The organism is Achromobacter sp. B7, assembly GCF_003600685.1.
In the GTDB taxonomy this organism is placed as follows: Bacteria; Pseudomonadota; Gammaproteobacteria; order Burkholderiales; family Burkholderiaceae_B; genus Achromobacter; species Achromobacter spanius_B.
On sequence record NZ_CP032084.1, the window covers coordinates 360059 to 386309 of the forward strand.

General features: G+C 63.8%; 25 protein-coding genes. 22 read left to right on the forward strand and 3 right to left on the reverse strand.

Annotation, left to right across the window (positions count from 1 at the left end):
- Nucleotides 1–3: 3 nt before the first annotated feature.
- Nucleotides 4–993: a tRNA 2-thiocytidine(32) synthetase TtcA gene (gene ttcA, locus DVB37_RS01675; protein WP_120153575.1), complete on the reverse strand. Its 990-nt coding sequence runs from the start codon at nt 991–993 to the stop codon at nt 4–6.
- Nucleotides 994–995: 2 nt separating this feature from the next.
- Nucleotides 996–1355, reverse strand: a complete 360-nt coding sequence (gene folB, locus DVB37_RS01680; protein ID WP_046805622.1) for a dihydroneopterin aldolase — start codon at nt 1353–1355, stop codon at nt 996–998.
- Nucleotides 1356–1478: 123 nt separating this feature from the next.
- Here folB and DVB37_RS01685 point away from each other — a divergent pair, with 123 nt between their 5' ends.
- The 9 genes from DVB37_RS01685 (at nt 1479) to DVB37_RS01725 (ending at nt 11355) form a co-directional block, all read left to right on the forward strand.
- The gene (locus tag DVB37_RS01685; RefSeq protein ID WP_120153577.1) at nt 1479–2381 is read left to right on the forward strand and encodes an NAD(P)/FAD-dependent oxidoreductase; all 903 of its coding nucleotides are present in this window, start codon (nt 1479–1481) and stop codon (nt 2379–2381) included.
- Between the two features lie 277 nt (nt 2382–2658).
- A complete protein-coding gene (locus DVB37_RS01690) occupies nt 2659–3627 on the forward strand; it encodes a tripartite tricarboxylate transporter substrate binding protein (RefSeq protein WP_120153579.1) in 969 nt (322 codons plus the stop codon).
- Nucleotides 3628–4293, forward strand: a complete 666-nt coding sequence (locus tag DVB37_RS01695) for a 3-oxoacid CoA-transferase subunit A (protein WP_120153581.1) — start codon at nt 3628–3630, stop codon at nt 4291–4293.
- A 1-nt stretch (nt 4294) separates the two neighbouring features.
- Entirely contained in the window at nt 4295–5119 is an 825-nt protein-coding gene (locus DVB37_RS01700) for a 3-oxoacid CoA-transferase subunit B (protein ID WP_240434025.1), read from the forward strand.
- A 170-nt stretch (nt 5120–5289) separates the two neighbouring features.
- On the forward strand, nt 5290–6252 hold the full coding sequence (locus DVB37_RS01705) for a tripartite tricarboxylate transporter substrate binding protein (protein WP_120153583.1): 963 nt from the start codon (nt 5290–5292) through the stop codon (nt 6250–6252).
- A gap of 216 nt (nt 6253–6468) precedes the next feature.
- Nucleotides 6469–7008: a fimbrial protein gene (locus tag DVB37_RS01710; RefSeq protein WP_162941141.1), complete on the forward strand. Its 540-nt coding sequence runs from the start codon at nt 6469–6471 to the stop codon at nt 7006–7008.
- Entirely contained in the window at nt 7005–7802 is a 798-nt protein-coding gene (locus tag DVB37_RS01715; RefSeq protein WP_120153587.1) for a fimbria/pilus periplasmic chaperone, read from the forward strand. The genes DVB37_RS01710 and DVB37_RS01715 overlap by 4 nt, the downstream gene beginning before the upstream one ends.
- A gap of 134 nt (nt 7803–7936) precedes the next feature.
- The gene (locus tag DVB37_RS01720; protein WP_240434026.1) at nt 7937–10405 is read left to right on the forward strand and encodes a fimbria/pilus outer membrane usher protein; all 2469 of its coding nucleotides are present in this window, start codon (nt 7937–7939) and stop codon (nt 10403–10405) included.
- Between the two features lie 122 nt (nt 10406–10527).
- Nucleotides 10528–11355: a fimbrial protein gene (locus tag DVB37_RS01725; RefSeq protein ID WP_162941142.1), complete on the forward strand. Its 828-nt coding sequence runs from the start codon at nt 10528–10530 to the stop codon at nt 11353–11355.
- A 56-nt stretch (nt 11356–11411) separates the two neighbouring features.
- Here DVB37_RS01725 and DVB37_RS01730 read toward each other — a convergent pair whose 3' ends face one another.
- On the reverse strand, nt 11412–13184 hold the full coding sequence (locus tag DVB37_RS01730; RefSeq protein WP_104144819.1) for a M61 family metallopeptidase: 1773 nt from the start codon (nt 13182–13184) through the stop codon (nt 11412–11414).
- Between the two features lie 39 nt (nt 13185–13223).
- On the opposite strand from DVB37_RS01730, the gene DVB37_RS01735 reads away from it, so the two are divergent.
- The 13 genes from DVB37_RS01735 to hemE all read left to right on the forward strand — a co-directional run bounded on the left by DVB37_RS01735 (nt 13224) and on the right by hemE (nt 25934).
- Complete coding sequence (locus DVB37_RS01735) at nt 13224–14000, forward strand: enoyl-CoA hydratase (protein ID WP_008167478.1); 777 nt, start codon at nt 13224–13226, stop codon at nt 13998–14000.
- Nucleotides 14001–14253: 253 nt separating this feature from the next.
- Nucleotides 14254–15810 (forward strand): DUF1254 domain-containing protein, encoded by a 1557-nt coding sequence (locus tag DVB37_RS01740; RefSeq protein WP_046805630.1) that lies wholly within the window; start codon nt 14254–14256, stop codon nt 15808–15810.
- Nucleotides 15811–16296: 486 nt separating this feature from the next.
- The gene (locus DVB37_RS01745; RefSeq protein WP_104144818.1) at nt 16297–16728 is read left to right on the forward strand and encodes an ATP synthase subunit I; all 432 of its coding nucleotides are present in this window, start codon (nt 16297–16299) and stop codon (nt 16726–16728) included.
- Between the two features lie 87 nt (nt 16729–16815).
- Nucleotides 16816–17697 carry a F0F1 ATP synthase subunit A gene (atpB, locus tag DVB37_RS01750; protein WP_046806633.1) on the forward strand — a complete coding sequence of 294 codons (882 nt, stop codon included), beginning with the start codon at nt 16816–16818 and terminating at the stop codon, nt 17695–17697.
- Between the two features lie 118 nt (nt 17698–17815).
- Nucleotides 17816–18058, forward strand: coding sequence for a F0F1 ATP synthase subunit C (atpE, locus tag DVB37_RS01755; protein WP_003815363.1), 243 nt, complete (start codon nt 17816–17818; stop codon nt 18056–18058).
- Nucleotides 18059–18202: 144 nt separating this feature from the next.
- Nucleotides 18203–18673, forward strand: coding sequence for a F0F1 ATP synthase subunit B (locus tag DVB37_RS01760; protein WP_006227275.1), 471 nt, complete (start codon nt 18203–18205; stop codon nt 18671–18673).
- A gap of 12 nt (nt 18674–18685) precedes the next feature.
- Nucleotides 18686–19225, forward strand: a complete 540-nt coding sequence (locus tag DVB37_RS01765; protein ID WP_120153593.1) for a F0F1 ATP synthase subunit delta — start codon at nt 18686–18688, stop codon at nt 19223–19225.
- A gap of 28 nt (nt 19226–19253) precedes the next feature.
- Nucleotides 19254–20795: a F0F1 ATP synthase subunit alpha gene (gene atpA / locus DVB37_RS01770; RefSeq protein ID WP_046806631.1), complete on the forward strand. Its 1542-nt coding sequence runs from the start codon at nt 19254–19256 to the stop codon at nt 20793–20795.
- Nucleotides 20796–20893: 98 nt separating this feature from the next.
- Entirely contained in the window at nt 20894–21799 is a 906-nt protein-coding gene (gene atpG, locus DVB37_RS01775) for a F0F1 ATP synthase subunit gamma (protein WP_046806630.1), read from the forward strand.
- A 42-nt stretch (nt 21800–21841) separates the two neighbouring features.
- On the forward strand, nt 21842–23245 hold the full coding sequence (gene atpD, locus DVB37_RS01780) for a F0F1 ATP synthase subunit beta (RefSeq protein WP_046806629.1): 1404 nt from the start codon (nt 21842–21844) through the stop codon (nt 23243–23245).
- Between the two features lie 9 nt (nt 23246–23254).
- The gene (locus DVB37_RS01785; RefSeq protein ID WP_006217064.1) at nt 23255–23680 is read left to right on the forward strand and encodes a F0F1 ATP synthase subunit epsilon; all 426 of its coding nucleotides are present in this window, start codon (nt 23255–23257) and stop codon (nt 23678–23680) included.
- Between the two features lie 206 nt (nt 23681–23886).
- Nucleotides 23887–24750 (forward strand): helix-turn-helix domain-containing protein, encoded by an 864-nt coding sequence (locus DVB37_RS01790; RefSeq protein ID WP_240434027.1) that lies wholly within the window; start codon nt 23887–23889, stop codon nt 24748–24750.
- Between the two features lie 110 nt (nt 24751–24860).
- On the forward strand, nt 24861–25934 hold the full coding sequence (hemE, locus tag DVB37_RS01795) for a uroporphyrinogen decarboxylase (protein WP_120153595.1): 1074 nt from the start codon (nt 24861–24863) through the stop codon (nt 25932–25934).
- Nucleotides 25935–26251 lie beyond the last annotated feature (317 nt).

Here is a 26251-nt window from a genome sequence, read left to right on the forward strand (position 1 = left end):
CAACTATCCGCGCGTAAACATCACTTTTTTCTCGACGATGCCGCTGGCGTCGGCGGACGCTTCGGGCGTGTCGCCGCAGGCGTCGTCCGCGTTGTCGTCCGGGTCCACCGCGTCAAACGCCGTGTCGCCATTCGCGTCCGGCACGCCGGTGGGTTTCAGGCCGACGAAGTCGAACAGGTCGCGGTCCATCAAGTGCGACGGCACCACGCGCGACAGCGCGTTGAACACGTTCCACGAGCGGCCAGGATGCTGCTTGTCCCAGTCTTTAATCATCCGGCCCACTTCCTTGCGCTTCAGGTTTTCCTGCGAGCCGCAAAGGTTGCACGGGATGATGGGGAATTGCTTGAGTTCGGCGTAGGCGATCAGGTCCGTTTCGGCCACGTAGGCCAACGGGCGGATCACGGTGTGGCGGCCGTCGTCCGACACCAGCTTGGGCGGCATGCCCTTGGCCTTGCCGCCATAGAACAGGTTCAGGAAGAACGTGGCCAGGATGTCGTCGCGGTGGTGGCCCAGCGCGATCTTGGTGGCGCCCAGTTCAGACGCGACGCGGTACAGGATGCCGCGACGCAAGCGCGAACAGAGCGAGCACATCGTCTTGCCTTCTTCCAGCACGCGCGTGACGATGGAATACGTGTCCTGCGTCTCGATGTGGAAGGGCACGCCCAGGTCTTTCAGGTACTGGGGCAGGATGTGGTCGGGAAAGCCCGGCTGCTTCTGATCCAGGTTAACGGCGATCAGCTCGAACTTGAACGGCGCGCGCTTTTGCAGCTGCAACAGGATGTCCAGCATGGCATAGGAATCCTTGCCGCCCGACAGGCAGACCATCACGCGGTCGCCTTCTTCGATCATGTTGTAGTCGGACAGCGCGCGCGTCGTCTCGCGGGCCAGGCGCTTGGTCAGCTTGTTGCCTTCGTGGCGGGCCTTTTCCTCGGCCTCGGTGCGAAAGCGGACCTCGGGGGAGCGGACGGCGGGGGGCGGTGCAATATCGTTCATGATCAACGCGAAATCTGGATTTCCACGCCTACCGCCGCGCAGTCGGAAAAGGCCATGGGCTTGCTGATGCGCAAGCGTAACGAGCGGATTTCCTGGAAGTCGGCCAACAGGCGTGCGGCGACTTGTTCGGACAGGGTTTCGATCAGGTTCACATGCGCCTGCGTGCATTCCTCGACGATGGCCTCGCGCAGACGGCGGTAGTCCAGCACGCTGTGGATATCGTGGTCGTCGACCGAGCGCTGGATGTCCACATCGAATTCGGCGTCGACATGCAGGGGCTGGGTGGCGCGGCGCTCGTGTTCGAGGATGCCGATGCGGGCGTCGAGCGCAAGCCCGGAAAGGATGATGCGACGTGTGGGCATGATGAAAACCTGGGTGGGACAGCCGGAATTGTAAGGGGACGGCGGGTCGGGGGCGGCGCGCTGGCTACAATTGCGCCACGTCCTGGCACCCGTGAGGCGCCGGCGCGGTCAATAAGGGTGGAAATGCAACACATGCACGATGCGGTCATTGTAGGCGGCGGCCCGGCCGGCGCGTCCTGCGCCCTGTGGCTGGCCAGGCTTGGTTTGTCCCCGATATTAGTCGAGGCCGGCGCCCGCCTGGGCGGCCTGGCGCAGGACAACCCCTTCGCTGACGACTGGATCGCCGTGTTGCCGGGCGTGACCGGTCAGCAGGTGGCCGCCAATATCGACACCAGCGTGCGCGCCGCCAACGTGCCGCTGCGCATGAACTCCCGCGTTGTCGATGTGCTGCCCTGCAAAGGCGGCGTCCAGGCCACCTTGGCCGGCCCCGACGGCGGCCAGGAACAGATGCGTGGCCGTACGCTGGTCATCGCATCGGGCGTGCGCGCCAAGGGCTTGCCCGATCATCCGCCGGGCGCCTCGTGGCCCGGCGTGCTTGTCGGCCCGGGTTCGCCCATCGTCGCGCAGGACTACTCCGGCTTGTCGGTGGCGGTGCTGGGCGGCGGCGACAACGCCTTCGAGAATTACGTTTACGTGCGCAATCGCGGCGCGCGCATGGTGCACCTGTATGCGCGCAGCGTGCGCGCCCAGCAGCAATGGGTCACCCGCGCCGGCCGCGAGGGCGTGCGCATCGGCCCCTACACCGTCGACCCCGCCCACCGCAGCGTGGACGGCCGGCAGTACGACCTGATCCTGGTCTTTTACGGCTGGGAACCGCAGGCCGCCTTTGCCGACGGCCTGCAACTGGCCCGCGACGAACGCGGCTACATCCGCACCGACTTCGCCACCGCCGAGACCAGCGTGCCGGACATCTATGCCATTGGCGAAGTCGCCCACCGCATGCACCCCTGCGTGGTGACGTCGATGGCGGACGGCGTGGTCGCGGCCAAGGCCATCCAGCGCCGCTGGGAACGCGCGGGCGACTAAGCCCTCGTGAGTAAGTAGCGCGGCAGGCTGAGGCCAAGCCCCAGCCCAAGCCTTAGCCCTAGCCCCAGCCTTAGCCCGCCCCAGCCCCAGCCCGCAGCCCCAGCCCGAATTCCCGGAGCCGCCACGCGGCCGGACCACGCTTGCCCGATCCACGCGCCCACCTCGGCGTTAAGCTCAGGCGAAGCCCGTCCTCCAGATTGCAGAATTGGCATTTGCCGGCGCGCCGCACACACTTGCCCGACAAGTTGGTCATCCATGACCGCGTTCGGAGACAAGCATGTTGCAAGCGCATCGCTGGCTGGCCGCGGGCGTGATGGCGGCCGCCATCGCCGGTCCGGCTCACGCCGCCTGGCCGGAACGGCCGATCACCCTGATCATCCCGGCCGCGCCCGGCGGCACCACCGATATCTCGGCGCGGCTCATCGCCGACAAGCTGGCGGCCAAGCTGGGCCAGCAAGTCATCGTCGAGAACCGCGCGGGCGCGGCCGGCATCATCGGCGCCCAGGCGCTGGCGCGCGCCAAGCCCGACGGCTACACGCTGCTGATGGGCAATATCGGCCCCAACGCCATCAACTACGCGCTGTACAAGACGCTGCCCTACAAGCCCGCCGATTTCGCGCCGGTCACGTTGGTGATATCGGTGCCCAATGTTCTGGTCGTGAACGAAGCGTCGCCCGTGCGCAGCGTGGCCGACTTGCAGGCGCAAGCGCGGCGCGACCCGTCCAAGGTGTCCTTCGGCAGCTCCGGCGCCGGCCAATCGCCGCATCTGTCCGCCGAACTGTTCAAGCAACGCGCGGGCCTGGCCGGCACGCATATCCCGTACAAAGGCGCCGGCCCTGCCGTGGCCGCGCTGCTGGGCCAGCAGTTCACCTTCATGATCGACAACCTGCCCAGCTCCATGCCGTACATCCAGTCGGGCAAGCTGCGCGCGCTGGCGGTCACCAGCGACAAGCGGCTGGCCGAACTGCCGGACGTGCCCACCATGGCCGAAGCCGGCGTCAGGGACATGGTGGTCACCGCGTGGTTTGGGTTGATCGCGCCGGCGGGCACGCCGGCAAACGTCGTCGACAAACTCTACGCCGCCACGCGCGACGTGGTGCAAAGCCCCGACATCAGCGGACGTTTCAAGGCCATGGGCGGCCAGGCGGGCGGCAACACACCCGCCGAATTCACCGCCTTCATCGACCAGGAACGCGCGCGCTGGAAACAGATCGTGGACACGGCCGGACTGGCCCAGGAGCAATAGATGATCGACAAGATCCAGGCGTCCATGGCCCAGGCCGTGGCCGTTATCCCCGACGGCGCATCGGTGCTGGTGGGCGGCTTCGGCGAGGCCGGTGTGCCGTACGAATTGCTGCAATGCCTGGCGCAATCCGGGCGGCGCGACTTGACCATCATCTCGAACAACGCCGGCACGTTCGAACGCGGCATTGCCGCGCTGCTGATCCGCAAGCAGGTCAGGAAGATCATCTGCTCGCACCCGCGCCCGCCCAATTCCGACGCCTTCGCACGCGCCTATCGGGCAGGCGAGGTCGAACTGGAATGCGTGCCGCAAGGCACCCTGGCCGAACGGCTGCGCGCGGCCGGCGCCGGACTGGGGCCGTTCTATACCCCCACCGGCTACGGCACGGAATTGGCCGAAGGGCGCCGTCAGGAAGTCATCGACGGCGTGGGCTATGTGCTGGAACAACCGCTGCGCGCCGACTACGCGCTGATCCGCGCCCACTTGGGCGACCGCTGGGGCAACCTGATGTACCGCCACGCGGCGCGCAACTTCAATCCGGTGATGTGCATGGCGGCGGGCCACGCCATCGCGCAGGTGGACGAGATCGTGCCGCTGGGCTCCTTCGTGCCTGAGCAGGTCATGACGCAAGGCATCTTCGTCAAATCCGTGGTGCGGGTGGAGGGCTGACATGCAGGGCAATCAAAATGACCGAGGCAACCAGGGCAATCAGGGAAACCAGGGCAACCAGGGCAATCAAGGCACTCAAGGCACTCCAGGCAACCGAGGCAACCAGCGCAACGACGGCGACCCACATGCCCGGTCCATCACCGGGCTGACCCGGCAGCAGATCGCGCAGTTGCTGGCCAGCGATATACCCGATGGGTCCATCGTGAACCTGGGGATCGGCATGCCGACGCTGGTGGGCGATTACCTGCCGCCCGACAAGGACATCCTCTTGCACAGCGAAAACGGCATCCTGGGCATGGGCCCGGCTGCCAGCGGCAAGGACGTAGACCCGGACCTCATCAATGCCAGCCGCCAGCCCATCACCTTGCTGGACGGCGCGTCCATCACCGAGCACACCGTGTCGTTTGCAATGATGCGCGGCGGCCACCTGGACTATGCCGTGCTGGGCGCGTTCCAGGTATCGGAGACGGGTGACCTGGCCAACTGGAAGACGGATGCGGCCGATGCCATTCCCGCCGTGGGCGGCGCCATGGACCTGGCCGTGGGCGCCAAGCAGGTGCTGGTGACCATGGAACACCGTGGCCGCGACGGCACGCCCAAGGTGCTGCGCCAATGCACCTATCCGCTGACAGGCAAGGGCGTGGTCACGCGCATCTACACCGACCTGGCGGTGATCGATGTGACGCCCGCCGGGTTGAGCGTTTACGCGATGACCGATGGCGTCGACCCCGAGTACCTGCGATCGGTGACCGATGCGCCATTGCGCTTTCCAGAGACGCCGCGTGTGATCGTGCTGGATGCCGCCGGCGCGCCGCGCTACGCGTGATGGCGTCAACCGTGATCGCCTCGCACGCGCAGTCCGGCAGCTCAAGCGCGGCCTATTCAGCCCGGCCAGTTAAGCCCGACCTGTTAAGCCCGACCGCTCAAGCCCGACCGCTCAAGCCCGACCCATATCGCCCGACCCATCCAGCCCGATCCGGGCCAAGGAGACCGCTGATGATCCGTTCCCTGTTGGCCGCCGCCGCGCTATGCGCGTTACCGCTGGCCGCCGCGCACGCCGCGCCCGTCTATCCGGACAAGCCCATCACCTTGCTGATCCCGTATCCGCCCGGCGGCAGCGCCGACATGCTGGCCCGGCCCCTGAGCGCGCAATTGCAAAAGATGTGGGGCCAGCCGGTGGTGCTGGAATACAAGCCGGGCGCGGGTGGCGCCATCGCCTCGGCCCAACTGGCGCGCGCCAAACCCGACGGCTATACGCTGCTGATGGTGCTGGCCGCGCACGCCATCAACCCCAGCCTGTATCCGTCATTGCCTTACGACACGCGCAAGGACTTCGCGCCGGTGTCGCTCGTTGCCACCTTGCCGATGCTGGTGGCCGCGCCGTTGAACACGCCCGCCAACACGATTCCCGAGCTGATCACCTACGCCAAGAGTCACCCCGGCAAGCTCAGCTTTGCATCGGCGGGCAATGGCAACACCAGCCACCTGGCCGCCGAGATGTTCAAGAATCAGACCGGAACGGACATGATGCACGTGCCCTACAAGGGCAGCGGCCCGGCGGTTGTGGCATTGCTGGGTGGCGAGGTGTCGCTGATGTTCGACAGCATCTCAACGTCGTTGCCGCAGGTGCAGGCCGGCAAGTTGAAGGCAATCGCGGTAACGGGCGAACGCCGGTCGCCGCTGTTGCCCAACGTGCCGACGGTGGCCGAAAGCGTGCCGGGCTTTGTCGTGAACGGCTGGTATGGCGTGCTGGCGCCCGCCGGCACGCCGCCGGGCATCGTGGATGCGTTGAGTCGCGGTATTGCCGACGCGGTAGCGGTGCCTGCCTTGAAGCAGCAACTGGCGGGCTACGGCTATGAAACCGTGGGATCCACGCCCGCCGAATTTGCCAGCCATGTCGACCGTGAACTGGAAACGTGGAAGCAGGCCGTGACCGTGTCGGGCGCCAAACTGAATTAACGGCGACGACAGAAGCCGGCCGATGTGTTGCGCGTCGACCTCATCAGACCCGCCGCGATTTTGCTTTGAGAACTTTCTCATATTTCTGGCCCGACGGATTCGAAACAATGGCACTCGTCCCTGCGTTGATGCGTTGAAGGCTTCAGCCTGACTCTACGCGGCGGACCCAGGGCGCGCGGGTTGCGCGCCCTGGGGACAAGTCAGTCGGAGAGTTCGGTGAATAAGAAGATTGTTGCGGCAGGCCTCGCAGTTTCGTCCTTGCTGCTGTGCGGCGGCGCATTGGCGGCCGATGTGAAGTTGGTGTTCGAGGGCTACGTGTCATCGTCCACCTGCGAAATCAAGGATGTGGGCCAGGGCGGCGTCAAACAGGTGAATCTGAAGCCGGTCAGCGTCAGCGCGCTGGCCAAGCAGAACGATGTGGCCGCACGCGAGCTCATCACGTTGAATCTGACCGGCTGCTCCGGCAGCAAGGTCACCACGCGCTTTAACCGCGATGGAAACGTCGATCCCACCACGGGCGCGCTGATCAACCGGGCGGTTGCCTCCGGGAACGACACCCCCTCCAACGCACAGGTGCAGCTGCTGAACAGCAAGTACCAGCCCATCAATCTGTTCACCAACGACGGCGCTGAATCGGTCAACATCGCGGGCAATGCCGCAACGATCGAGTTCTACGCGCAGTACCTGGCGGCCACCGCCAGCACCACGCCCGGCCCGGTCCAGACCGAAGTCCTGCTGGACCTGATCTACGAATGAAGCCGGTTCCCCTTGAGCGCAAGCTCAGGGGGCTTCCGGACTACGCAAGCCGGGCCACGCTTCGCCATTTCTGCGCGTTGCTGTGCCTGGCTTGTGCAACCCTGCTGCCCCCTTCCGCCCAATCCAACGTGGTGATCGGTGGCACGCGCGTCGTCTATCCCGCCCAAGAACGCGAAGTCACGTTGCGGCTGACCAATGACGGCGGCCAGCCGGCGCTGGTGCAAGCCTGGATCGACGATGGCGACCTGGACGCCACGCCTGATGAAGTGAACGCGCCGTTCGTAATCATGCCGCCGCTTGCTCGCATCAATCCCGGCAAGGGGCAGACGCTGCGCATCGCTTATGCGCCGTCGTCCACCTTGCCCGCCGACCGCGAGTCCGTCTTCTGGCTTAACGTGCTGGACGTTCCGCCGCTGCCGTCCGCGCAGGTGGCAAACCACATGCAGCTGGCTTTTCGCAGCCGCATCAAATTGTTCTTTCGACCCGTCGGCCTGCCCGGTACCGCGGCCGACGCGGCCGCGCACTTGCGCTGGCAAATCGTGCAGGCAGGTAATGGCCCGGCGCTGCGGGTGCGCAACGACAGCGCGTTTCACGTGTCGTTGACGTCCGTGTCGTTGACGCTACAGGACGGCAGGGCAATATCAGTGCCCAGCCGCATGCTGGCCCCCCGGTCCGTCACGGAACTGGGCAGTGGAAAGCTGCCGAATGCGGCGGGCGCCAAAGGCGCTGTGGTATTCGAATCGGTCAACGACTACGGCGCAACGGTGCGGCGCGAAAGTCGTCTTGATCCTTAAGCGGCGTCATGGCCCGCCGTACCCCCATCAACCGTTGGCTTCTGCTTTGGTCCAGCTTGGCATGCGCCACGGCTCAAGCGACCGAACCGGTTGAATTCAACCCCGCCTTCTTTGCCAGCCGTCGAGGGCAAACGGTGGATCTATCCCGATTTCAGCAGGGCAACGCCCTGGAAGCGGGTGTCTATCAGCTGGACTTGTATTTGAACGGCAACCGCATTGGTCGCGAGCGCATCCAGATCAAAACGACGTCGCCATTCTTGCCCGACTCCTCGCCCTTGCCGTCTTCTTCGGCCACCGTCCATGCCGGCATGCAGCCGTGCCTGCCGGCCACGGTGCTTGAGCGCATCGGCGTCGACCTGTCCGGCGCGAACACCGCTGCCGATCCGCGTGCCCCTGACACCGACTGCCTGGGTGTCGATGACCTGCCTGCGGCTAGCCAGTTCGAGGTGGATATAGCCGAGCTGCGCGCCGACCTTTCCATTCCTCAGATCTACCTGAAGTCGGTGGCGCGTGGCTACGTTCCACCTGAAGAATGGGACGCGGGCATAAACGCCGGCTTCCTGGGGTACGGCATCAACCTGTCGTCCAATCGCTTTGGCAACCGCAACGATCGCACCTTCTACAGCAGCGCGAACGCGGGCCTGAACCTGGGCGACTGGCGCTTCCGGCACAACGGGTCGTTCAGCTACACCGATCGCTCCAGCCCGGGCCAGCGCAGCCGTTATCAGGCGTTAAGCACCTACGCGCAGCGTGATGTGACCGCCGCCAGTGCCCAACTGACGCTTGGGCAGTTCTATACGCCCGGCAATCTTTTTGACAGTGTTCCGTACACGGGCCTCCAGCTCAGCAGCGACGAACGCATGCTGCCGGACTCCATGCGCGGTTTTGCGCCGGTGGTGCGCGGCGTGGCCGACACCACGGCCAAGGTCAGCGTGCGCCAGGGCAACAACCTGCTGTACGAAACCACCGTATCGCCAGGGTCTTTCGCCATCGACGACCTTTACAACACAGGCTACGCCGGTGATCTTGACGTGACGGTGACCGAAGCCGACGGGCGCACCAAGCGGTTCGTGGTGCCCTACGCGTCGGTGGCCCAGTTGCTGCGTCCCGGCAGTTCGCGCTTCAGCGTAACGGGTGGGCGGTATCGTGACGACACCCTGAACGCTCCGCCCTCGTTCATGCAGGGCACCTATCAACGCGGCTTGTCCGATACGGTGACGGGCTATGGCGGCGCCATCGTGGCGCAGCAGTACCGGGCAATTCTTGGTGGCGTGGCGGTCAGCACCCCGCTGGGCGCATTGGCGGCGGACCTGACGCAGTCTCACGCCGCGATGGGCTCTACCCGCGACACGGCCAGCGGGCGCAGCGTGCGGCTCAGTTACAGCAAGCTGCTGGAGCCTACTTCCACCAACTTCAGCGTGGTGGCGTATCGCTTTTCCAGTGAAAATTACTTGAGCCTTGGCGAATTTGCACGCATCCGCGAAGCGCGTCGGCCGTCGGTGTATGGCGGCAAAGAGCGCAGCCGCCTTCAATTCAATATCAGCCAGCCCCTGGGCAATGACTTGGGCAGCGTGACGCTGTCCGGCGTTTCGCAAAACTACTGGAACCGGCATCAACGCCGCGACACAAGCTATTACGCCAGCTACGCCAATGGGTATTCCTGGGGCAGCGTGAATATCAGCCTGGTGCGGGCCCGCGACGAACGTGGCCGCGCTGGCAACCAGTATCTGCTCAGCCTCAGCCTGCCCTTGGGACGCGGATCTAATGCGCCGTATCTCAGTACGTCCATGAACCTTGAAGAAAATGGCAAGCGCAGCGCCAATGCGTCTGTCAGCGGATCTGCCGGCGAGTCAGGGCAGTTCGGCTACAACGTATACGGTTCGTATAACCACACCAACGGTCAAGGCAGCCGCAACCAGGGCGGCAGCGTGCGCTACGACACGGCGTACGCCAACTACAGCTTGTCGGGTAGCGGCGGCGACGGCTATCGCCAATACGGCGCGGGCATGCGCGGCACCTTGATCGCCCACGCCGGCGGCATCAACGCGACCCAGGCGCAGGGCGAAACGATGGCGGTGCTTGAGGCGCCCGACGCCTATGGCGCGGCCATCGTCTCGGGCTCGCGCGGGTACATCGGCGCGAACGGCTATGGTGCCTTGGCGGGGTTGATGCCCTACCGCCGCAACGAGGTTGCGCTGGACCCTAAAGGCACGTCGCGTGACGTCGAATTGGAAATTACCTCGCAGCAGGTGGCGCCGCGCGCGGGGGCAGTCGTGTTGCTGCGCTACCCCACCGTGGCGGGCCGGCCGATCTTGTTGAAGCTGGTGCGTGAGCACGGCGCAACGATCCCGATGGGTGCGGAAGTCATCATCCCGGGCATCGATGCCGTCACGCTGGTGGGCCAGGGCGGCCGGGCCTTTGTGCGCGGCTTGCAGGGCCAAGGGCAGCTGGCGGTCAAGTGGGGTGCCGCCGCCGATCAGCAATGTCAGGCCATCTATCAGGTGGACGAACAGGCGGCATCCGAAGACGTGCATTACTACCCGCAACTGGAGCTGTCGTGCACGTCCGCCCACCCCGCTCCTCTACAGGATTCGGCCTCATGAATACATGGTTGCGACGCGCAGTTTTTGGAATCTCCCTGTTGTTGTGCGCGGTAGGCCCGGCTTGGGCAGCATGTACTGGCGAATCTCTGTCGACGTACATTACCGCGCAGGACTTGAAAGAAATGAAGCCGCCACGTGACGCGGCCGTGGGCAGCATCATTTACAGCAAGAATATCGACCAAGGCGACGGCTATCTGCGCTGCACCACCAACGGCGAGTGGTTTTCGTATGGATTGCAGGCGGGCGCCAAGCCCGTGCCTGGCTATAAAGACGTCTATGAAAGCGGCATTCCAGGCATCGGCGTGCGGATATTCTGGACGCACGAGGGCGGGGTGTACATGAACTACCCCAGAATTCGGTTTCAGCTCAGGAACTGGCAGTATTACCCGCCGCAGAAATTCACCTTCACACTCATCAAGACCGGCCCGATCAAGTCCGGTGTGTCCTTCGCGCATCGCGCGGATGTTTATTACGGTGCGTTGCGCAGCAATATGGTGGACTTCAGCAATGTGGCTTACGAGGTCAACAGCATGGGTTGCACGGTCCGTGACGGGCAAACGGTAAAGGTGGATCTGCTGACGATCAACAACCGTCACCTGGGTCATCGCGGCGCCACGGCCGGGGAGAAGGCGTTTGGCATTAATCTTGAATGCGATCAAGGCGTCAAGGTGGCCTATCGGATCGATGCGGATGGCACGCCGGAACACGTCATCAAGAACGCCCAAGGGGACGGTATGGCGCGCGGCGTCGGCGTGCAACTGCTGCAGGGCGATCTGGGCAGCAACGTCGTCCAACCGCTGGGCACGCGCACGGCGTTGACAACCGCCGTGACGACGGTTGACAAGGAAAGGCTGTCTATCCCGCTGGTGGCGCGCTACTACCAGACGGACGACACGCTGGTGGCGGGACACATCAATGCCACCGCCACCGTGACGCTGTTTTACGAATAGGGATCAGTGGCCAGGGAAATGACGGGGCGGGCCGATAGCACGCCCGCCCGTGGTTCCTACACCGTCAACACGCAGTCCAGCGCTTCGGGCGCATTGAGCTTGACGCGGAAGGCGCGCAGTTCGTCCCGCCGGAACACGTGCACCGTCACGCGGTCGCCCGGCAGGTATTGCGACAGCAGCATGTCCAGGCCCGCCGGTGCTTCCACCCGCAGTCCGTCCAGCGCCACCAGTACGTCACCCGCCGACAGCCCGCCCTTGTGGGCCGCGCCGCCCTCCAGCACCGTGGCAAGCGTCAGTGCGTCGCCTTGCTTGCGCGTGCGCACGTCCAGCGTAGGTATATTGACCGACGTTTTCCAGTGCAGCGTGATGCCTTGATCGGCCAGCAGTTCGGCCAGCGGCACGTCGGCCGTGCCGTAGGCGTGGCGTGCGATGAAGCGCCGGGTGTCCACGCCGGTGGCTTCGAGGATCAGCCCCGGCAGCGCGTCTTCCGGCAGGCCTTGCGGCTTGCCCTGATAGAAGTCGCGGCCGTAGCGGTCCCATAGCAAACGCATCACGTCGTCCAGCGAGCGCGCGCCGCCGCTTTCACGGCGGATCAGCAAGTCCAGCCCCAGCGCCACCAGCGCGCCCTTGGTGTAGTAGCTGACCAGCGCATTGGGCGAGTTCTCGTCCTGCTTGTAATACCGCGTCCACGCGTCGAACGAACTTTCCGCCACCGACTGTTTGGCGCGGCCCGGGGTGCGGGCGACGCTGGTGATGGTCTTGGCCAGCAGGCGCAGATATTCCGTTTGCGTGATTGCGCCGGAACGCAGCAGCAGCAGGTCGTCGTAGTAAGACGTGAAGCCTTCAAACACCCACAACAAACGCGTCAGGTCGGGCTGCTCTAGATGGTAGGGGGCAAAGGCCTGCGGCTTGATGCGCTTGACGTTCCAGGTGTGGAAGTACTCATGGCTGACCAGACCGAGAAAGCCGCGATAGCCTTCCCCCTGGCCTTGCTGGCCCAGCACCGGCAGGTCTTTGCGGGCCGTCATCAGCGCGGTGCTGGCGCGGTGCTCCAGGCCGCCGTAGCCGTCGCCCGTGATCATGGTCATGAACACGTAGCGGTTGGAGCTGTCCAGGAAGGGCGCGCGTTTGGTGCGCGGCTCGAAGAATTCAATCTGCGTGTCGCAGATCTTTTTCACGTCGGATGCGATGCGAGCCAAATCCAGGTTGGGCGCCACGCCCGTGAACACCAGTTCGTGCTCGGCGCCATGCGAGGTAAAGCTGACCACCTGCGGCCGACCCATTTCCACCGGGTGGTCGATCAGCGCATCGTAGTCGGGCGCCAGGTACAGCCCAAAGCCGTGGCGCCGTGCCGCGCCCCGCTGGCCGGTGGCTTCCGGCAGGCTGGTGTAGACCTTCCAGCCGTCAATGCCGCGCGGGGGCGCCAGGTCAAGCAGGCAGGGCAGGTGGTCTTGCCCGTGTACGCGCAGGAAGACGCTGGTGCCATTGAAAAAGCCATGCGTTTCATCCAGGTGCGCGCCGCGTACCGACAAGTCCCAGGCATAGACCACGTATTCCACGCGCAGGGGGCCGTCGACGGACGCGGCCTGCCAGGTGTGGTTATCGATTTTGTCGACAATCACCCGGCGCGAACCCGAGTACGCCGCCACGGATTCAATCTGGCGGGAAAAGTCGCGGATCAGATAGCTACCCGGAATCCAGGCCGGCAACGACAAGCGCTGGCCGTCGGGCGAGGGGGCGTCGATCGTTAGGGTTATCCGGTAGCGGTGTCCGGCCGGGTCATAGGGCGTCAGGCGGTAAAGTACGGGGCAAGCGTTGTCTTTTTTCATGCTCGTATCTTATTTCATACTTCCTACTGGAGACATTCAATGAGCGAGTCGTTTGTGCTGGTCGAAACCCGGGGCCGCGTCGGTCTGCTGACGCTGAACCGCCCCAAGGCGCTGAACGCGCTGAACGATCAACTGATGGATGAGCTCGGCGCGGCGCTGCTGGCGTTCGAGGCCAACGCCGACATCGGCTGCGTGGTCATCACCGGCAGCGAAAAAGCGTTTGCCGCGGGCGCGGACATCGGCGCAATGAAAGACTGGTCGTACATGGATGTGTATGGCAGCGAATACATCACCCGCAACTGGGAAACGCTGAAGCGCATTCGCAAACCCGTGATCGCCGCCGTCGCCGGCTACGCGTTGGGCGGTGGCTGCGAGCTGGCGATGATGTGCGACATCATCATCGCCGCCGACACCGCCAAGTTCGGCCAGCCCGAAATCAAGCTGGGCGTGATCCCCGGCGCGGGCGGCACGCAGCGCCTGCCGCGCGCGGTGGGCAAGGCCAAGGCCATGGACCTGGCATTGACCGCACGCATGATGGGCGCTGAAGAAGCCGAGCGCGCCGGCCTGGTGTCCCGCGTGGTGGCGGCCGACAAGCTGATGGAAGAAGCGCTGGATGCGGCCACCGTGATCGCCTCGATGTCGCTGCCATCCGTGATGATGGCCAAGGAATGCGTGAACCGCGCGTTCGAAGGCTCGTTGAACGAAGGCTTGTTGTTCGAGCGCCGCGTGTTCCATTCGTTGTTCGCCACTGAAGACCAGAAGGAAGGCATGGCGGCTTTCACCGAAAAGCGCAAACCGGACTTTAAACACCGTTAAGGCTTGTTACGACAGTAAAACGCCCGCGCCAATGTCGCGGGATGCCCAGCGCGCCCGCACCGGCGCGCTTTTTCATGGGCGCGAAGGGCGTGCAGGCACGTTGCGCCTTGAAACGTCTGGGCAGCACCTTGTTGCAGGGTTCTTCCCTATGCTGGTTAAGCGTCATCAAGAGGTGCCGCGCCAGAGCGGCTTGCCCCACTGGCAAGTCCCGCGCGGCGGCTCGCTAGCAAACAAAATCAAGAAGGAGCCTTGCATGCGTACATTTATCGCTAACCGCCGGTGGTCGACCGCGGTACTCGCCGGCGCGTTGAGCGTCTGCTTCATGACCGCCACCCAGGCTCAATCGCCGCAGCCCTCGCTGCGCCTGGTTTCTGAAACGCCTTATCCCGCCTCGTCCGCGCCCGCGCCGCAGATGAGCGAAGCGGAATTGCGTGACACCGCGATCGACGCCTATGTCTACGCCTACCCGATGGTGCTGATGGAGTTGGCGCGTCGCAAGGCTACCGCCGTGCAAACGCCGCTGGACGGCCGCGCGCCCGTCAACCAGTTCGGCCACAAGACCGCGTTCCCGGACCCGCGCGCCGCCGATACCCCGTGGCCCAGCGCCGATGCGCTGTACTCCAGCCTGTGGTTCGACGTGTCGCAAGCGCCGCTGATCGTGAACCTGCCCGATACCGGCGGCCGTTACTCGGTGCTGTCGGCGCTGGACATGTGGAGCGACGTGTTCGCCTCGCGCGGCACGCGCACCAACGGTCGCGGCGCGCAGTCGTTTGCGATTGTCGGCCCGAACTGGCAAGGGACCCTGCCCACGGGCATGGACGTCATCCACAGCCCGACCTCGACGGGTTGGCTGATCGGCTGGACCCAAACCGGTGGCCCGCAAGACTATGCTGCCGTGAATCAGATCCAGGCTGGCATGACCGCGTCGCCGCTGCTCGCCCCGGCAGCGTCCGCCACCACCCCGTCCCGCAACCGCAACGCCGGCAACGCGTATCCGCAAACCGGTTCGCGCGTGGGCTCGGCGCCAATTGGCAGCGGCTTGCCCATGCCGACGCCGGTGAATGTTCCGGACGGCACGCCCGCCGAACAAGCCGCCAGCATGGACGCCGCGTCGTTCTTCACGGTGTTCTTCGACGTGCTGCGCAACAACCCGCCGCACGCCAACGACACGCCCATCCTGGATCGCATGCGCCGCATCGGCCTGGATAGCCGCCAACCGTTCTCGTATGGTCGCCTGAGCCCGACGGTGCAACAGGCGCTGGCCGACGCGCAACCGCTGGCGGGTCGCCGTATCGCCGATGGCGTGGCGCGCCTGGGGACGCCGATCAACGGCTGGAATACCGTGCTGTCCGGCATCGGCACCTATGGAACCGACTATTCGCGCCGCGCCGCCATCGCCTACGCAGGCTTGGGCGCGCCGACGCCGGAAGACGTGCTGTATCCGGTGACCGTGTCCGACTCGAAGGGCCGCCAGCTCAAGTCCGATGAAGACTACGTGCTGCACTTCGACAAGGGCCAGCTGCCGCCGGCCAATGCGTTCTGGTCGCTGCACGTCTATAACGACAAGCACGGCTTTGGCGAGAACCCGGCCAACCGCTACGCGCTGCGCAGCACCGACGGCCTGAAGTACAACGCGGACGGTTCGCTGGACATCTACATCCAGCGCCGCGACCCGGGCGAGAAGAAGCGTTCCAACTGGATCAGCTCGCCGGCCGCCGACGGCCCGTTCCTGTTAAGCATGCGTTTGTACTGGCCGCAGGACACCGCGCTGGACGGCCTGTGGGCGCCGCCGCCGGTCAAGGAAGATTGATCTGCGCGGTGTCGGTGTATTAGCACCGCTTGTCGAAACTAAAATCGGCCCTTTGAACAAGGGCCGATTTTTTATCGCGGGCCGCGTGGGGCAAGGCTTGCGGGGCCGTTGGGCAAGCATTGCTCGCGTCCCTAATTTCAGCGTTGCGCGGCCGTTGCATCCACCTTACAAACGGCCGAAAGTTCATTTGCTTGGGCAAAAAGATTCACGCTATACTCTGCGGGTTTGACGCTTGCGGGATAAGAACACGTGGCGGCCGGGTATGCAAAAGCGGGGCTGAAAAGCACTGACATGCATGGGCAAGCCGGTTCTGACAGGGTAGTAGTGCAGCGGGGATGCTTGATGCAAAAGATGCGCGGGTCGGAAGTAGAGGCAGCGCAAAGCTCAGCACAAGGCTCGATGCAAGGCGCGTTGTATGGTGAAAAAACCGGCGAAAAAACCGGTGAAAAGCCAGGTGAAAAACCGCAACTGCGCCAGCAGCGAGATTTGTTGGACCAGGATGATGAAGTAAAAGTTCTGGTGCTTAGCGACGCGGATCGCGCCGCGCTGAATGCTCAAGCAAGCCGAGGTCTCCTGTTGGCATTGGCGGCGCAGGGCGCCATGGGGCTCGCAGCGGCAGTAATTGCGGGAGTTGTCGGAGGGGCGGCGGCGGGTTGGTCGGCGCTGGCGGGGGCGGGAGCGTATTTCATACCCAATGCATTGTTTGCATTGCGCCTGGTTGTCAGCGTTCGGGCTGGTCGCGCCAACCCTTTTACCTTTCTCTCTGGTGAGTTGATCAAGTTATTCGCAACGGCATTGTTGTTGTGGATGCTTTCGCGTGTGGCACAGGACAGTCTGGTTTGGCCTGCCGCATTGCTGGGTTTGATACTCACATTGAAGGGCTACCTCCTGCTCTTGATGTTCCGCAAGTTGTCTTAGCGCCGAGCAGTAAGTAGCGGCAAACGTGATCGTGGAATCGTCCGGCTCGCAAGGGTTCGGGCATACAGCAAATAGGGTAGGATTCAAATGGCTGCTGCCAGCGACGTGTCGCCTCAGTCCGCGTATATTCAGCATCACCTGGTGCATCTGAACAATACCGGTGAAAAACAGAGCGCAATTGCTCAGTTCGACGTCATCAATTACGACTCGTTGTTCTGGTCCGGCCTGATGGGTCTGATCGTCATTTTCTTTCTGTGGCGCGCTGCTCGCCGCGCCACCAGTGGCGTGCCGACCCGCTTCCAGGCTTTCGTGGAAATGATCGTCGACATGGTCGACGACCAGGCCAAGGGCATCGTCCACAACGCCAAAAGCCGTCTTTTCATCGCCCCGCTGGCGCTCACCGTGTTCCTCTGGATCATCCTGATGAACGCGCTGGACTTGCTGCCGGTTGATCTGTTGCCCTCCATCTGGCGCCTGACCGGCCTGGGTGCGCATCACGGCGACCCCCTCTACTACCACCGCATTCTGCCGACGGCCGACTTGAACGTGCCGATGGGCATGTCGCTGGGCGTGCTGCTGCTGATGTTCTATTACGGCATCAAGATCAAGCACCCGGGCGGCTTCGTCAAAGAACTGTTCACCGCGCCGTTCCATGCGCATGGCCTGGGCGCCGTTGTGCTGGCCCCGTTCAACCTGCTGCTGAACCTGATCGAATACGCCGCCAAGTCCGTGTCGCTGGGCATGCGGTTGTTCGGCAACATGTTCGCCGGCGAACTGATTTTCATGCTGATCGCCCTGCTGGGCGGCGCCTGGACCGGCTTTAACGGCGCCAGCATCGGCTTGGGAATCGGCCACATCCTGGCCGGCTCCATCTGGGCGATCTTCCACATCCTGATCGTTCTTCTGCAGGCCTTCATCTTCATGATGCTGACGCTGGTGTATCTCGGCCAGGCACACGAAGGCCACTGATCCCCCGAATTTCCTGAGCTGGCCACCCGGCCAGCGTGGGATAGCAAGATTATCTTGCATTGAGCTGTACCCCTTATTTTTCAATTTTTGACTTCAGATTTCTAACCAAGGAGTTGTCATGACCAACGTCGCTTTCGTTGCCCTCGCTTGCGGTCTCATCATCGGTTTGGGTGCTATCGGCGCTTGCATCGGCATCGCATTGATGGGCGGCAAGTATCTGGAAGCTTCGGCTCGTCAGCCTGAGCTGATGAACGCTCTGCAAACGAAGATGTTCCTGCTGGCCGGCCTGATCGACGCGGCATTCCTGATCGGCGTGGGTATTGCCATGCTGTTCGCCTTCGCCAACCCGTTCGTCGGTTAAGGCAGCGCCCGCCGGCGAATAGGCGGGTCATGACGTTGGCGGCGATGTGGGCAACAGCCCCGTCGCCGGCCAGCAAAGTATCGAGTGCTCCGTGACGCCCCTTTCCGGGTGCGGTCGGAGCCGCAAGGTGTTAAAGGAACGACCGTGAATCTGAACGCGACGATCATTTTCCAGATGCTCGTGTTCTTCGTTCTGGGCTGGTTCACGATGAAATTCGTGTGGCCTCCTCTGACGAAGGCGATGGACGAGCGCCGCCAAAAAATCGCCGACGGCCTTGCCGCCGCCGAGAAGGGCAAAGCCGACTTGGCTCAAGCCCAGGCGCGCGTCAGTCTGATCGAGGCTTCTGCCAAGTCCGAAAACCACGCCCGCATCATCGAGGCCGAGAAGCAAGCCGCCTCCCTGATCGAGCAAGCCCGCCGTGAAGCGGAAGCTGAACGCGCCCGTATCGTGGCTCAGGCTGCTCAGGATGCCGCGCAGGAAGTCCAGCGCGCTCGTGACTCGCTGCGCGACGATGTTGCCGCGTTGGCTGTCAAGGGTGCTGAACAGATCCTCAAGCGCGAGGTTGACGCCCGCGCCCACGCCGAGCTGCTCAACCAGCTTCGCGCGCAGCTTTAATCCGGGACCGTCATGGCTGAATTTTCCACTGTTGCCCGGCCCTACGCTGAAGCGCTCTTCAGCGCAGCGCGCGACGACAAGGCCGGCTTGCCGGCCTGGGCCGACCTGGTCAGCGAAATGTCGCAGGTCGCCTCCAACCCCGACGTGCGCGAGGCCATGGCCGACCCGCGTCTGGGCGATAAGCAGCGCGTCGAGCTGTTCTCCGGCCTGATCAAGGCCGAATTGCCGCAGGCCGCCCGTAATTTCATCGAGTTGCTGGTTGAAAACGACCGGCTGCTGCTGCTGCCCGACATCGCCTCGCAATTCGTGGTGCTGCGCAATCGTCACGAGGGCACGGCGCAGGCGGAAATCACCAGCGCGTTCGAGCTGAGCGACGCCCAGGTCAAAGACCTGGTTGCCGCCCTTGAACAAAAATTCGGCCTCAAGCTCAAGCCCAACGTCACCGTCGACCAGTCGTTGATCGGCGGCGTGCGCGTGGCTGTCGGCGACCAAGTGCTCGATACTTCCGTACAAGCTCAATTGGTCCGCATGCGCGATCAGCTCGCCGCTTAAGGCAACTAACAGGATTCCAGGAGTCAATATGCAACTCAATCCCTCCGAGATCAGCGAACTGCTCAAGAGCCGCATCGAGGGCCTGGGCGCTTCGGCTGATGTCCGTACTCAGGGCACCGTCGTGTCCGTGACCGACGGTATTACCCGCATCCACGGCTTGTCCGACGTGATGCAGGGCGAAATGCTCGAATTTCCCAACAATGTTTTCGGTCTGGCGCTCAACCTTGAGCGCGATTCCGTCGGCGCCGTTATTCTGGGCGACTACACCGGCATCTCCGAAGGCGACCAGGTCAAGACGACCGGCCGCATTCTGGAAGTCCCGGTCGGTCCGGAACTGAAAGGCCGCGTGGTCAACACGCTGGGCGAGCCGATTGACGGCAAGGGCCCGGTCAACGCCAAAGAAACCGACATCATTGAAAAAGTGGCGCCTGGCGTTATCGCCCGCCGCTCGGTGTCGCAGCCGCTGCAAACCGGCGTCAAGGCTATCGACTCGATGGTGCCGATCGGCCGTGGCCAGCGCGAGCTGATCATTGGCGACCGCCAAACCGGCAAGACCGCTGTCGCCGTCGACACGATCATCAGCCAGAAGGGCAAGGGCGTCACCTGCGTGTACGTCGCTATCGGCCAGAAGGCTTCCACGATCAACAACGTGGTGCGCAAGCTGGAAGAGCACGGCGCGATGGAATACACCATCGTCGTGGCCGCTTCGGCTTCGGACTCGGCCGCCATGCAATACCTGGCCGCCTACGCCGGTTGCACCATGGGCGAATACTTCCGCGATCGTGGCGAAGACGCCCTGATCGTTTATGACGATCTGACCAAGCAAGCCTGGGCCTACCGCCAGGTGTCGCTGCTGCTGCGCCGTCCGCCGGGCCGCGAAGCTTACCCGGGCGACGTGTTCTACCTGCACTCGCGTCTGCTGGAACGTGCTGCCCGCGTGAACGAAGACTACGTCGAAAAGTTCACCAACGGCGCCGTCAAGGGCAAGACCGGTTCGCTGACCGCACTGCCGATCATCGAAACGCAGGCTGGCGACGTGTCCGCCTTCGTTCCGACCAACGTGATCTCGATCACCGACGGCCAGATCTTCCTGGAAACCGACCTGTTCAACGCCGGTGTCCGCCCCGCAATCAACGCCGGTATCTCGGTGTCGCGTGTGGGTGGCGCTGCTCAGACCAAGGTCGTCAAGAAGCTGTCCGGCGGTATCCGTACCGACTTGGCGCAGTACCGTGAACTGGCCGCCTTCGCGCAATTCGCCTCCGACCTGGACGACGCCACCCGTCGCCAGCTGGAACGCGGCAAGCGCGTGGTCGAACTGCTCAAGCAGCCGCAATACCAGCCGCTGCAAGTGTGGGAACTGGCCGTCACGCTGTACGCGGTCAACAACGGCTACCTGGATGACGTGGACGTGGCCCAAGTGCTGTCGTTCGAGAAGTCGCTGAAGGATCAGTTGAAGGCCAAGCATGCGGCCATGATCCAGCGCATCGAAGACACCAAGGAACTGTCCAAGGACGACGAGGCCGAACTGGCCACCGCCGTTCAGGAATTCAAGAAGCACGGTGCTTTTTAAGAAAGTGATGGGTTAGGCGTCTGCAACGCCTCACCCGTCCTTACCGGATGGTTGAGGCGTGAGCGGAACCCATCGGCCAGTCTTCACAGGAAAGCGCAATGCCCGGAATTAAGGAAATCCGAACCAAGATCAAGAGCGTGCAAAACACGCGCAAGATCACCAAGGCGATGGAAATGGTCGCCGCATCCAAAATGCGCAAGGCGCAGGAACGGATGCGTGCTGGTCGTCCGTACGCCACCAAGGTGCGCGAGATTGCTGCGCACCTGATGCAAGCCAACCCCGAGTACAGCCACCCGTACCTGGTCGAACGCGAAATCAAAGCGGTCGGCGTGGTCATGGTGACGACTGACAAGGGTTTGTGCGGCGGCTTGAACACCAACATCACTCGCGTGACGTTGGGCAAGCTGAAAGAGTTCGAGAAAAACGGCATCGCCGTGCAAGCGACCGCTTTCGGCAACAAGGGCGTGGGTGTGCTGACCCGTATCGGCGCCAAACTGGTTTCCCAGGAAGTGCAACTGGGCGACAAGCCGCAACTGGACCGCCTGCTGGGCGCGATCAAGGTGCAGCTGGACGCCTACCTGGACGGCCGCATCGACGCGCTGTACGTGGCTTCGACCCGCTTCGTCAACACGATGAAGCAGGAGCCGCTGTTCCTGCGCCTGCTGCCGTTGGCCAGTGGTTTGGATGATCCGTACCAATCGGGTGCCGAAAGCCTGGCCAAGACGTCGGAAGTGAAGTCGGACTACAGCTGGGATTACATCTACGAACCCGACGCCCGTAGCGTGATCGACGACCTGCTGCAGCGTTACGTTGAAGGCCTGCTGTACCAAGCCGTGGCCGAGAACATGGCTTCGGAGCAGTCGGCCCGGATGGTCGCCATGAAGGCGGCGTCGGACAACGCCAAGAAGGTCATCGGAGAGCTGCAACTGGTCTACAACAAGACCCGCCAGGCCGCGATCACCAAAGAAATTTCGGAAATCGTAGGGGGCGCTGCCGCCGTTTAAGGCAGGCAGCTCCCGTCTAAAGCTATCAAGCAAGGAATCGACATGAGCAACGGAACCATCGTTCAGTGCATCGGCGCCGTGGTGGATATTCAGTTCCCCCGCGATCACATGCCCAAGATCTATGAAGCGCTTACCCTGGCTGACGACGAGTCTTCGTCGTTCGCTGAAAAGGGCCTGACGCTGGAAGTGCAGCAACAGCTGGGCGACGGCGTGGTGCGTACCATTGCGCTGGGCTCCAGCGACGGTCTGCGTCGCGGCATGAAGGTCACGGGCACGGGCGCTCCGATCTCGGTGCCGGTCGGCACCGGCACGCTGGGCCGCATCATGGACGTGCTGGGTCGTCCCATCGACGAAGCCGGCCCGATCCAGCACGAAGAAAAGCGTGGCATTCACCAAGCGGCTCCCCGTTTCGACGAACTGTCGCCGTCGGTGGAACTGCTGGAAACCGGCATCAAGGTTATTGACTTGGTCTGCCCGTTCGCAAAGGGCGGCAAGGTCGGCCTGTTCGGCGGCGCCGGCGTGGGCAAGACCGTGAACATGATGGAACTCATCAACAACATCGCCAAGCAGCACAGCGGTTTGTCGGTGTTTGCCGGCGTGGGTGAGCGTACCCGCGAAGGCAACGACTTCTACCACGAAATGGAAGAGTCGAACGTTCTGGACAAGGTCGCCATGGTGTTCGGCCAGATGAACGAACCCCCGGGCAACCGTCTGCGCGTGGCGCTGACCGGCCTGACGATGGCCGAGAAGTTCCGTGACGAAGGCCGCGACATCCTGTTCTTCGTGGACAACATCTACCGCTACACGTTGGCCGGTACCGAAGTGTCTGCACTGCTGGGCCGTATGCCGTCGGCCGTGGGCTACCAGCCCACGCTGGCTGAAGAAATGGGCAAGCTGCAAGAGCGCATCACGTCGACCAAGACGGGCTCGATCACGTCCATCCAGGCCGTGTACGTCCCTGCGGATGACTTGACCGATCCGTCGCCTGCCACGACCTTCCAGCATTTGGACTCCACCGTCGTGCTGTCGCGTGACATCGCTTCGCTGGGTATCTACCCGGCCGTGGACCCGCTGGATTCGTCCAGCCGCCAGCTCGACCCGCAAGTCGTCGGCGAAGAGCACTACGCCGTTGCGCGTGGCGTGCAGCAAACGCTGCAACGCTACAAGGAACTGCGCGACATCATCGCGATTCTGGGCATGGACGAACTGTCGCCGGAAGACAAGCAGGCCGTGGCCCGCGCGCGTAAGATCCAGCGCTTCCTGTCGCAGCCGTTCCACGTGGCTGAAGTGTTTACCGGCTCGCCCGGCAAGTACGTCCCGCTGGCCGAAACCATCCGTGGTTTCAAGATGATCGTGAACGGCGAGTGCGATGCCCTGCCGGAACAGGCCTTCTACATGGTCGGTTCGATCGACGAGGCCTTCGAGAAGGCCAAGAAACTGCAATAAGGAACCGATATGGCTACCCTGCATGTGGATGTCGTCAGCGCAGAGGAAGCGATCTTCTCCGGTGAGGCGAAGTTCGTGGTGCTGCCTGGCGAGGCGGGTGAACTGGGCATCTTGCCCGGCCACACCCCGCTGATTTCGCGCATACGCCCCGGTACGGTCAAGATCGTTCGTGCCGACCAAGGCGAGGAAAACATCTTCGTCGCCGGGGGCATTCTGGAAGTGCAGCCGGGCAGCGTGACGGTTTTGGCCGACACCGCTATCCGTGCTTCCGACCTGGACGAAGCCCGCGCCGTGGAAGCTCGCAAGAAGGCCGAAGAGGCCCTGGCGAACGCCAAGGACAAGGCTGACATCGCAGTTGTCGAAGCTGAACTCGCCATGCTGGCTGCGCAAGCCATCGCGGCGCGCAAGCTGCGCCAAGGCGGTCGTTCGCACTAAGCGGCAAAGCAGTACACGCCGGGTTCGCCCGGATCGAAAAAAGCGGCCCATGGCCGCTTTTTTCATGCCCGCCGCGGCAGGCACCGGCTGGCAGCGGCTGGCCGCAATGCCGCCGACGGGGCGACCGCAATGCGTTCGATACGAATAGCTGGGCCGCATCCGCAACAGTAGCCTTCAACTTTGCCTGACAAGCCAAGGGGAAAGCGGTGCGACAAGTGCTGGATTGCGGGGTGCTGCTGGCGCCCGGCCACGAGGCCGCCATGCGGGACTGGGTGGCGCGTCATCAAAGCGGCTTGCCCCGCATACGCCTGCATCTGGTGCCGATGGATGCCACGCCTGCCGCCGCGCGCACAAACGCCACGCAAACCGCTGCGGGGTGTATCACGGCGCTGCCGTGCGACGGGGCGCCGGACGTCCAGGTGCTGGCGCGCATGGCGGTGTCTTTGCGCCGCTACGACAGCTGCGTCCTGCCGGTGGCCCCCTCGTCGGTGGCGTGGGCGCGCACGGCGCTGTCGATGGCAGGCGCGAACCTGACGACGCCATTGCTGCTGCTGATGGACGATATGAAGGCGCCCGCCATCGAAGACTTGCTGGGCCTGGGCGCCACCGACTTCATGGCGCAGCCTGCCTGCCTGGAAAGCATGCGGGTGCGGCTGGGCCGCCTGCGCCGACCGGTGACCGGCCGGCCGCCGCCTTGGTCGCAACGAGGCGCGGCCGAGGTGCAGGAACCTGCCGCCTACTATCAGGCGCGCGGTGACGGCGCGGGCGTGCCGCCGCATGCGCCGCGGCCGCGCGTGGCGCCCGACGTGCTGGAACAGGGTCTGGCCAACCTGCGCGACCCCCGGCGGCTACCCGCACACGAAGCGTTTCGCCTGGCGAAGTCGCGGGTGGTGGCCGGGTTCGAGCGCGATTACATCCACCATGCGCTGTCGCGCCACGGCGGTAATGTGGCGCAGGCGGCGCGGGCATCCGCCAAGCATCGGCGGGCCTTCTGGGCGCTGATGCGCAAGCACGGCATCGACGCCGCCCCGTTTCGCCAGGCGGCGCAGTTGCGCAGCCTGCGTGGCTGAGCGGCGCGCCGATGCCTCCTTTTGCGCCTTGGCAAGCACCGTGTGCGGGCTTGCCGCTACTTGCCGCCCAAGGGAAGTAAAATCACGGCTTCCGATCAACGAGGATAGTCGTGTCTGCTTCCAGCTTGAAGAACGATGTGTTCTTGCGCTCGCTTTTGCGCGAGCCCGTGCCCTATACCCCGATCTGGCTGATGCGCCAGGCGGGTCGCTACCTGCCCGAGTACCGCGCCACGCGGGCTCGCGCAGGCTCTTTCATGGGCCTGGCTCAGAACCCGGACTACGCCATGGAAGTCACGTTGCAGCCGCTTGCGCGCTTTGACCTGGACGCGGCCATCCTGTTCTCCGACATCCTGACCGTGCCGCACGCCATGGGCCTGGGCCTGGATTTCGCGGAAGGCGAAGGCCCGCGCTTTGCGCACCCGGTGCGCGACGAGCAGGACGTGGCCCGCCTGGCAGTGCCCGACATGGACAAGCTGCGCTACGTGTTTGACGCGGTCAGCGTGATCCGCCGCGAGCTGGACGGCAAGGTGCCGTTGATCGGCTTTGCGGGCAGCCCGTTCACCATTGCCTGTTATATGGTCGAGGGCAAGGGCAGCGACGACTACCGCCTGATCAAGACGATGCTGTATTCGCGGCCCGATCTGCTGCACCGCATCCTGGAGATCAACGCCGAGGCCACGCTGCAATACCTGAACGCGCAGATCGCCGCGGGCGCGCAAGCCGTCATGTTGTTCGACAGCTGGGGCGGTGTACTGGCGGACGGCCTGTTCCAGCAGTTTTCGCTGGCCTATACCAAGCGCGTCGTCGAAGGCCTGACTCGCGAACACGAAGGTCGGCGCGTGCCGGTCATTGTGTTTACCAAGGGCGGTGGCCAATGGCTTGAGCAGATCGCAGCGTGTGGCTGCGACGCGGTGGGGCTGGACTGGACGGTTGACCTGGCCGCGGCGCGCCGCCGCACCGGGGATTCCGTGGCCTTCCAGGGCAACCTGGACCCGATGGCATTGTTTGGCGGCGGCCCCGCCATTCGCGCTGAAGCACGCCGGGTGCTGGACGCCTTCGGCCCGGTGGGCAAGGGCGGCCACGTGTTCAACCTGGGACACGGGATTTCGCGCTTTACTCCGCCCGAAGCCGTAGCCGAACTGGTTGAAGAAGTCCACCAACATAGCCGCTCGCTGCGCGGGTAAGTGAGTGGACGCTTCGGTCCCAAGGGCCGAAGTTCGAGGGCCCCGGCAAGGACTTGTGCACAGCAGGAATTTGCTCGGGGAAAACCCTTTAGAAGCTAGTTTACAATCTTGGAACATTGCGTAGATTGTTGATTTAAAAGGGAAAAAACGAGTTTTCCACTGGATTGCTCCCGGCTGGGCAATCCAGGCTTATTCCGAAAGTTGATGTTGCCCCAGCCTTTTCCCCAAAGTTATCCACAGGCGCCCATGGAGTCGCTTGGCGCATTCGGGCCACCATTGCCCGCACGCCGCTTCCACCGTTGGCCCTCATCCCTTTG

What these genes read in the sequence shown, in the direction of transcription:
- ttcA (WP_120153575.1), bottom strand. Translation starts at nt 993, where the DNA reads ATGAACGATATTGCACCGCCCCCCGCCGTCCGCTCCCCCGAGGTCCGC.
- folB (WP_046805622.1), bottom strand. Translation starts at nt 1,355, where the DNA reads ATGCCCACACGTCGCATCATCCTTTCCGGGCTTGCGCTCGACGCCCGC.
- DVB37_RS01685 (WP_120153577.1), top strand. Translation starts at nt 1,479, where the DNA reads ATGCAACACATGCACGATGCGGTCATTGTAGGCGGCGGCCCGGCCGGC.
- DVB37_RS01690 (WP_120153579.1), top strand. Translation starts at nt 2,659, where the DNA reads ATGTTGCAAGCGCATCGCTGGCTGGCCGCGGGCGTGATGGCGGCCGCC.
- DVB37_RS01695 (WP_120153581.1), top strand. Translation starts at nt 3,628, where the DNA reads ATGATCGACAAGATCCAGGCGTCCATGGCCCAGGCCGTGGCCGTTATC.
- DVB37_RS01700 (WP_240434025.1), top strand. Translation starts at nt 4,295, where the DNA reads ATGCAGGGCAATCAAAATGACCGAGGCAACCAGGGCAATCAGGGAAAC.
- DVB37_RS01705 (WP_120153583.1), top strand. Translation starts at nt 5,290, where the DNA reads ATGATCCGTTCCCTGTTGGCCGCCGCCGCGCTATGCGCGTTACCGCTG.
- DVB37_RS01715 (WP_120153587.1), top strand. Translation starts at nt 7,005, where the DNA reads ATGAAGCCGGTTCCCCTTGAGCGCAAGCTCAGGGGGCTTCCGGACTAC.
- DVB37_RS01725 (WP_162941142.1), top strand. Translation starts at nt 10,528, where the DNA reads ATGAAGCCGCCACGTGACGCGGCCGTGGGCAGCATCATTTACAGCAAG.
- DVB37_RS01730 (WP_104144819.1), bottom strand. Translation starts at nt 13,184, where the DNA reads ATGAAAAAAGACAACGCTTGCCCCGTACTTTACCGCCTGACGCCCTAT.
- DVB37_RS01735 (WP_008167478.1), top strand. Translation starts at nt 13,224, where the DNA reads ATGAGCGAGTCGTTTGTGCTGGTCGAAACCCGGGGCCGCGTCGGTCTG.
- DVB37_RS01740 (WP_046805630.1), top strand. Translation starts at nt 14,254, where the DNA reads ATGCGTACATTTATCGCTAACCGCCGGTGGTCGACCGCGGTACTCGCC.
- atpB (WP_046806633.1), top strand. Translation starts at nt 16,816, where the DNA reads ATGGCTGCTGCCAGCGACGTGTCGCCTCAGTCCGCGTATATTCAGCAT.
- atpE (WP_003815363.1), top strand. Translation starts at nt 17,816, where the DNA reads ATGACCAACGTCGCTTTCGTTGCCCTCGCTTGCGGTCTCATCATCGGT.
- DVB37_RS01765 (WP_120153593.1), top strand. Translation starts at nt 18,686, where the DNA reads ATGGCTGAATTTTCCACTGTTGCCCGGCCCTACGCTGAAGCGCTCTTC.
- atpA (WP_046806631.1), top strand. Translation starts at nt 19,254, where the DNA reads ATGCAACTCAATCCCTCCGAGATCAGCGAACTGCTCAAGAGCCGCATC.
- atpG (WP_046806630.1), top strand. Translation starts at nt 20,894, where the DNA reads ATGCCCGGAATTAAGGAAATCCGAACCAAGATCAAGAGCGTGCAAAAC.
- atpD (WP_046806629.1), top strand. Translation starts at nt 21,842, where the DNA reads ATGAGCAACGGAACCATCGTTCAGTGCATCGGCGCCGTGGTGGATATT.
- DVB37_RS01785 (WP_006217064.1), top strand. Translation starts at nt 23,255, where the DNA reads ATGGCTACCCTGCATGTGGATGTCGTCAGCGCAGAGGAAGCGATCTTC.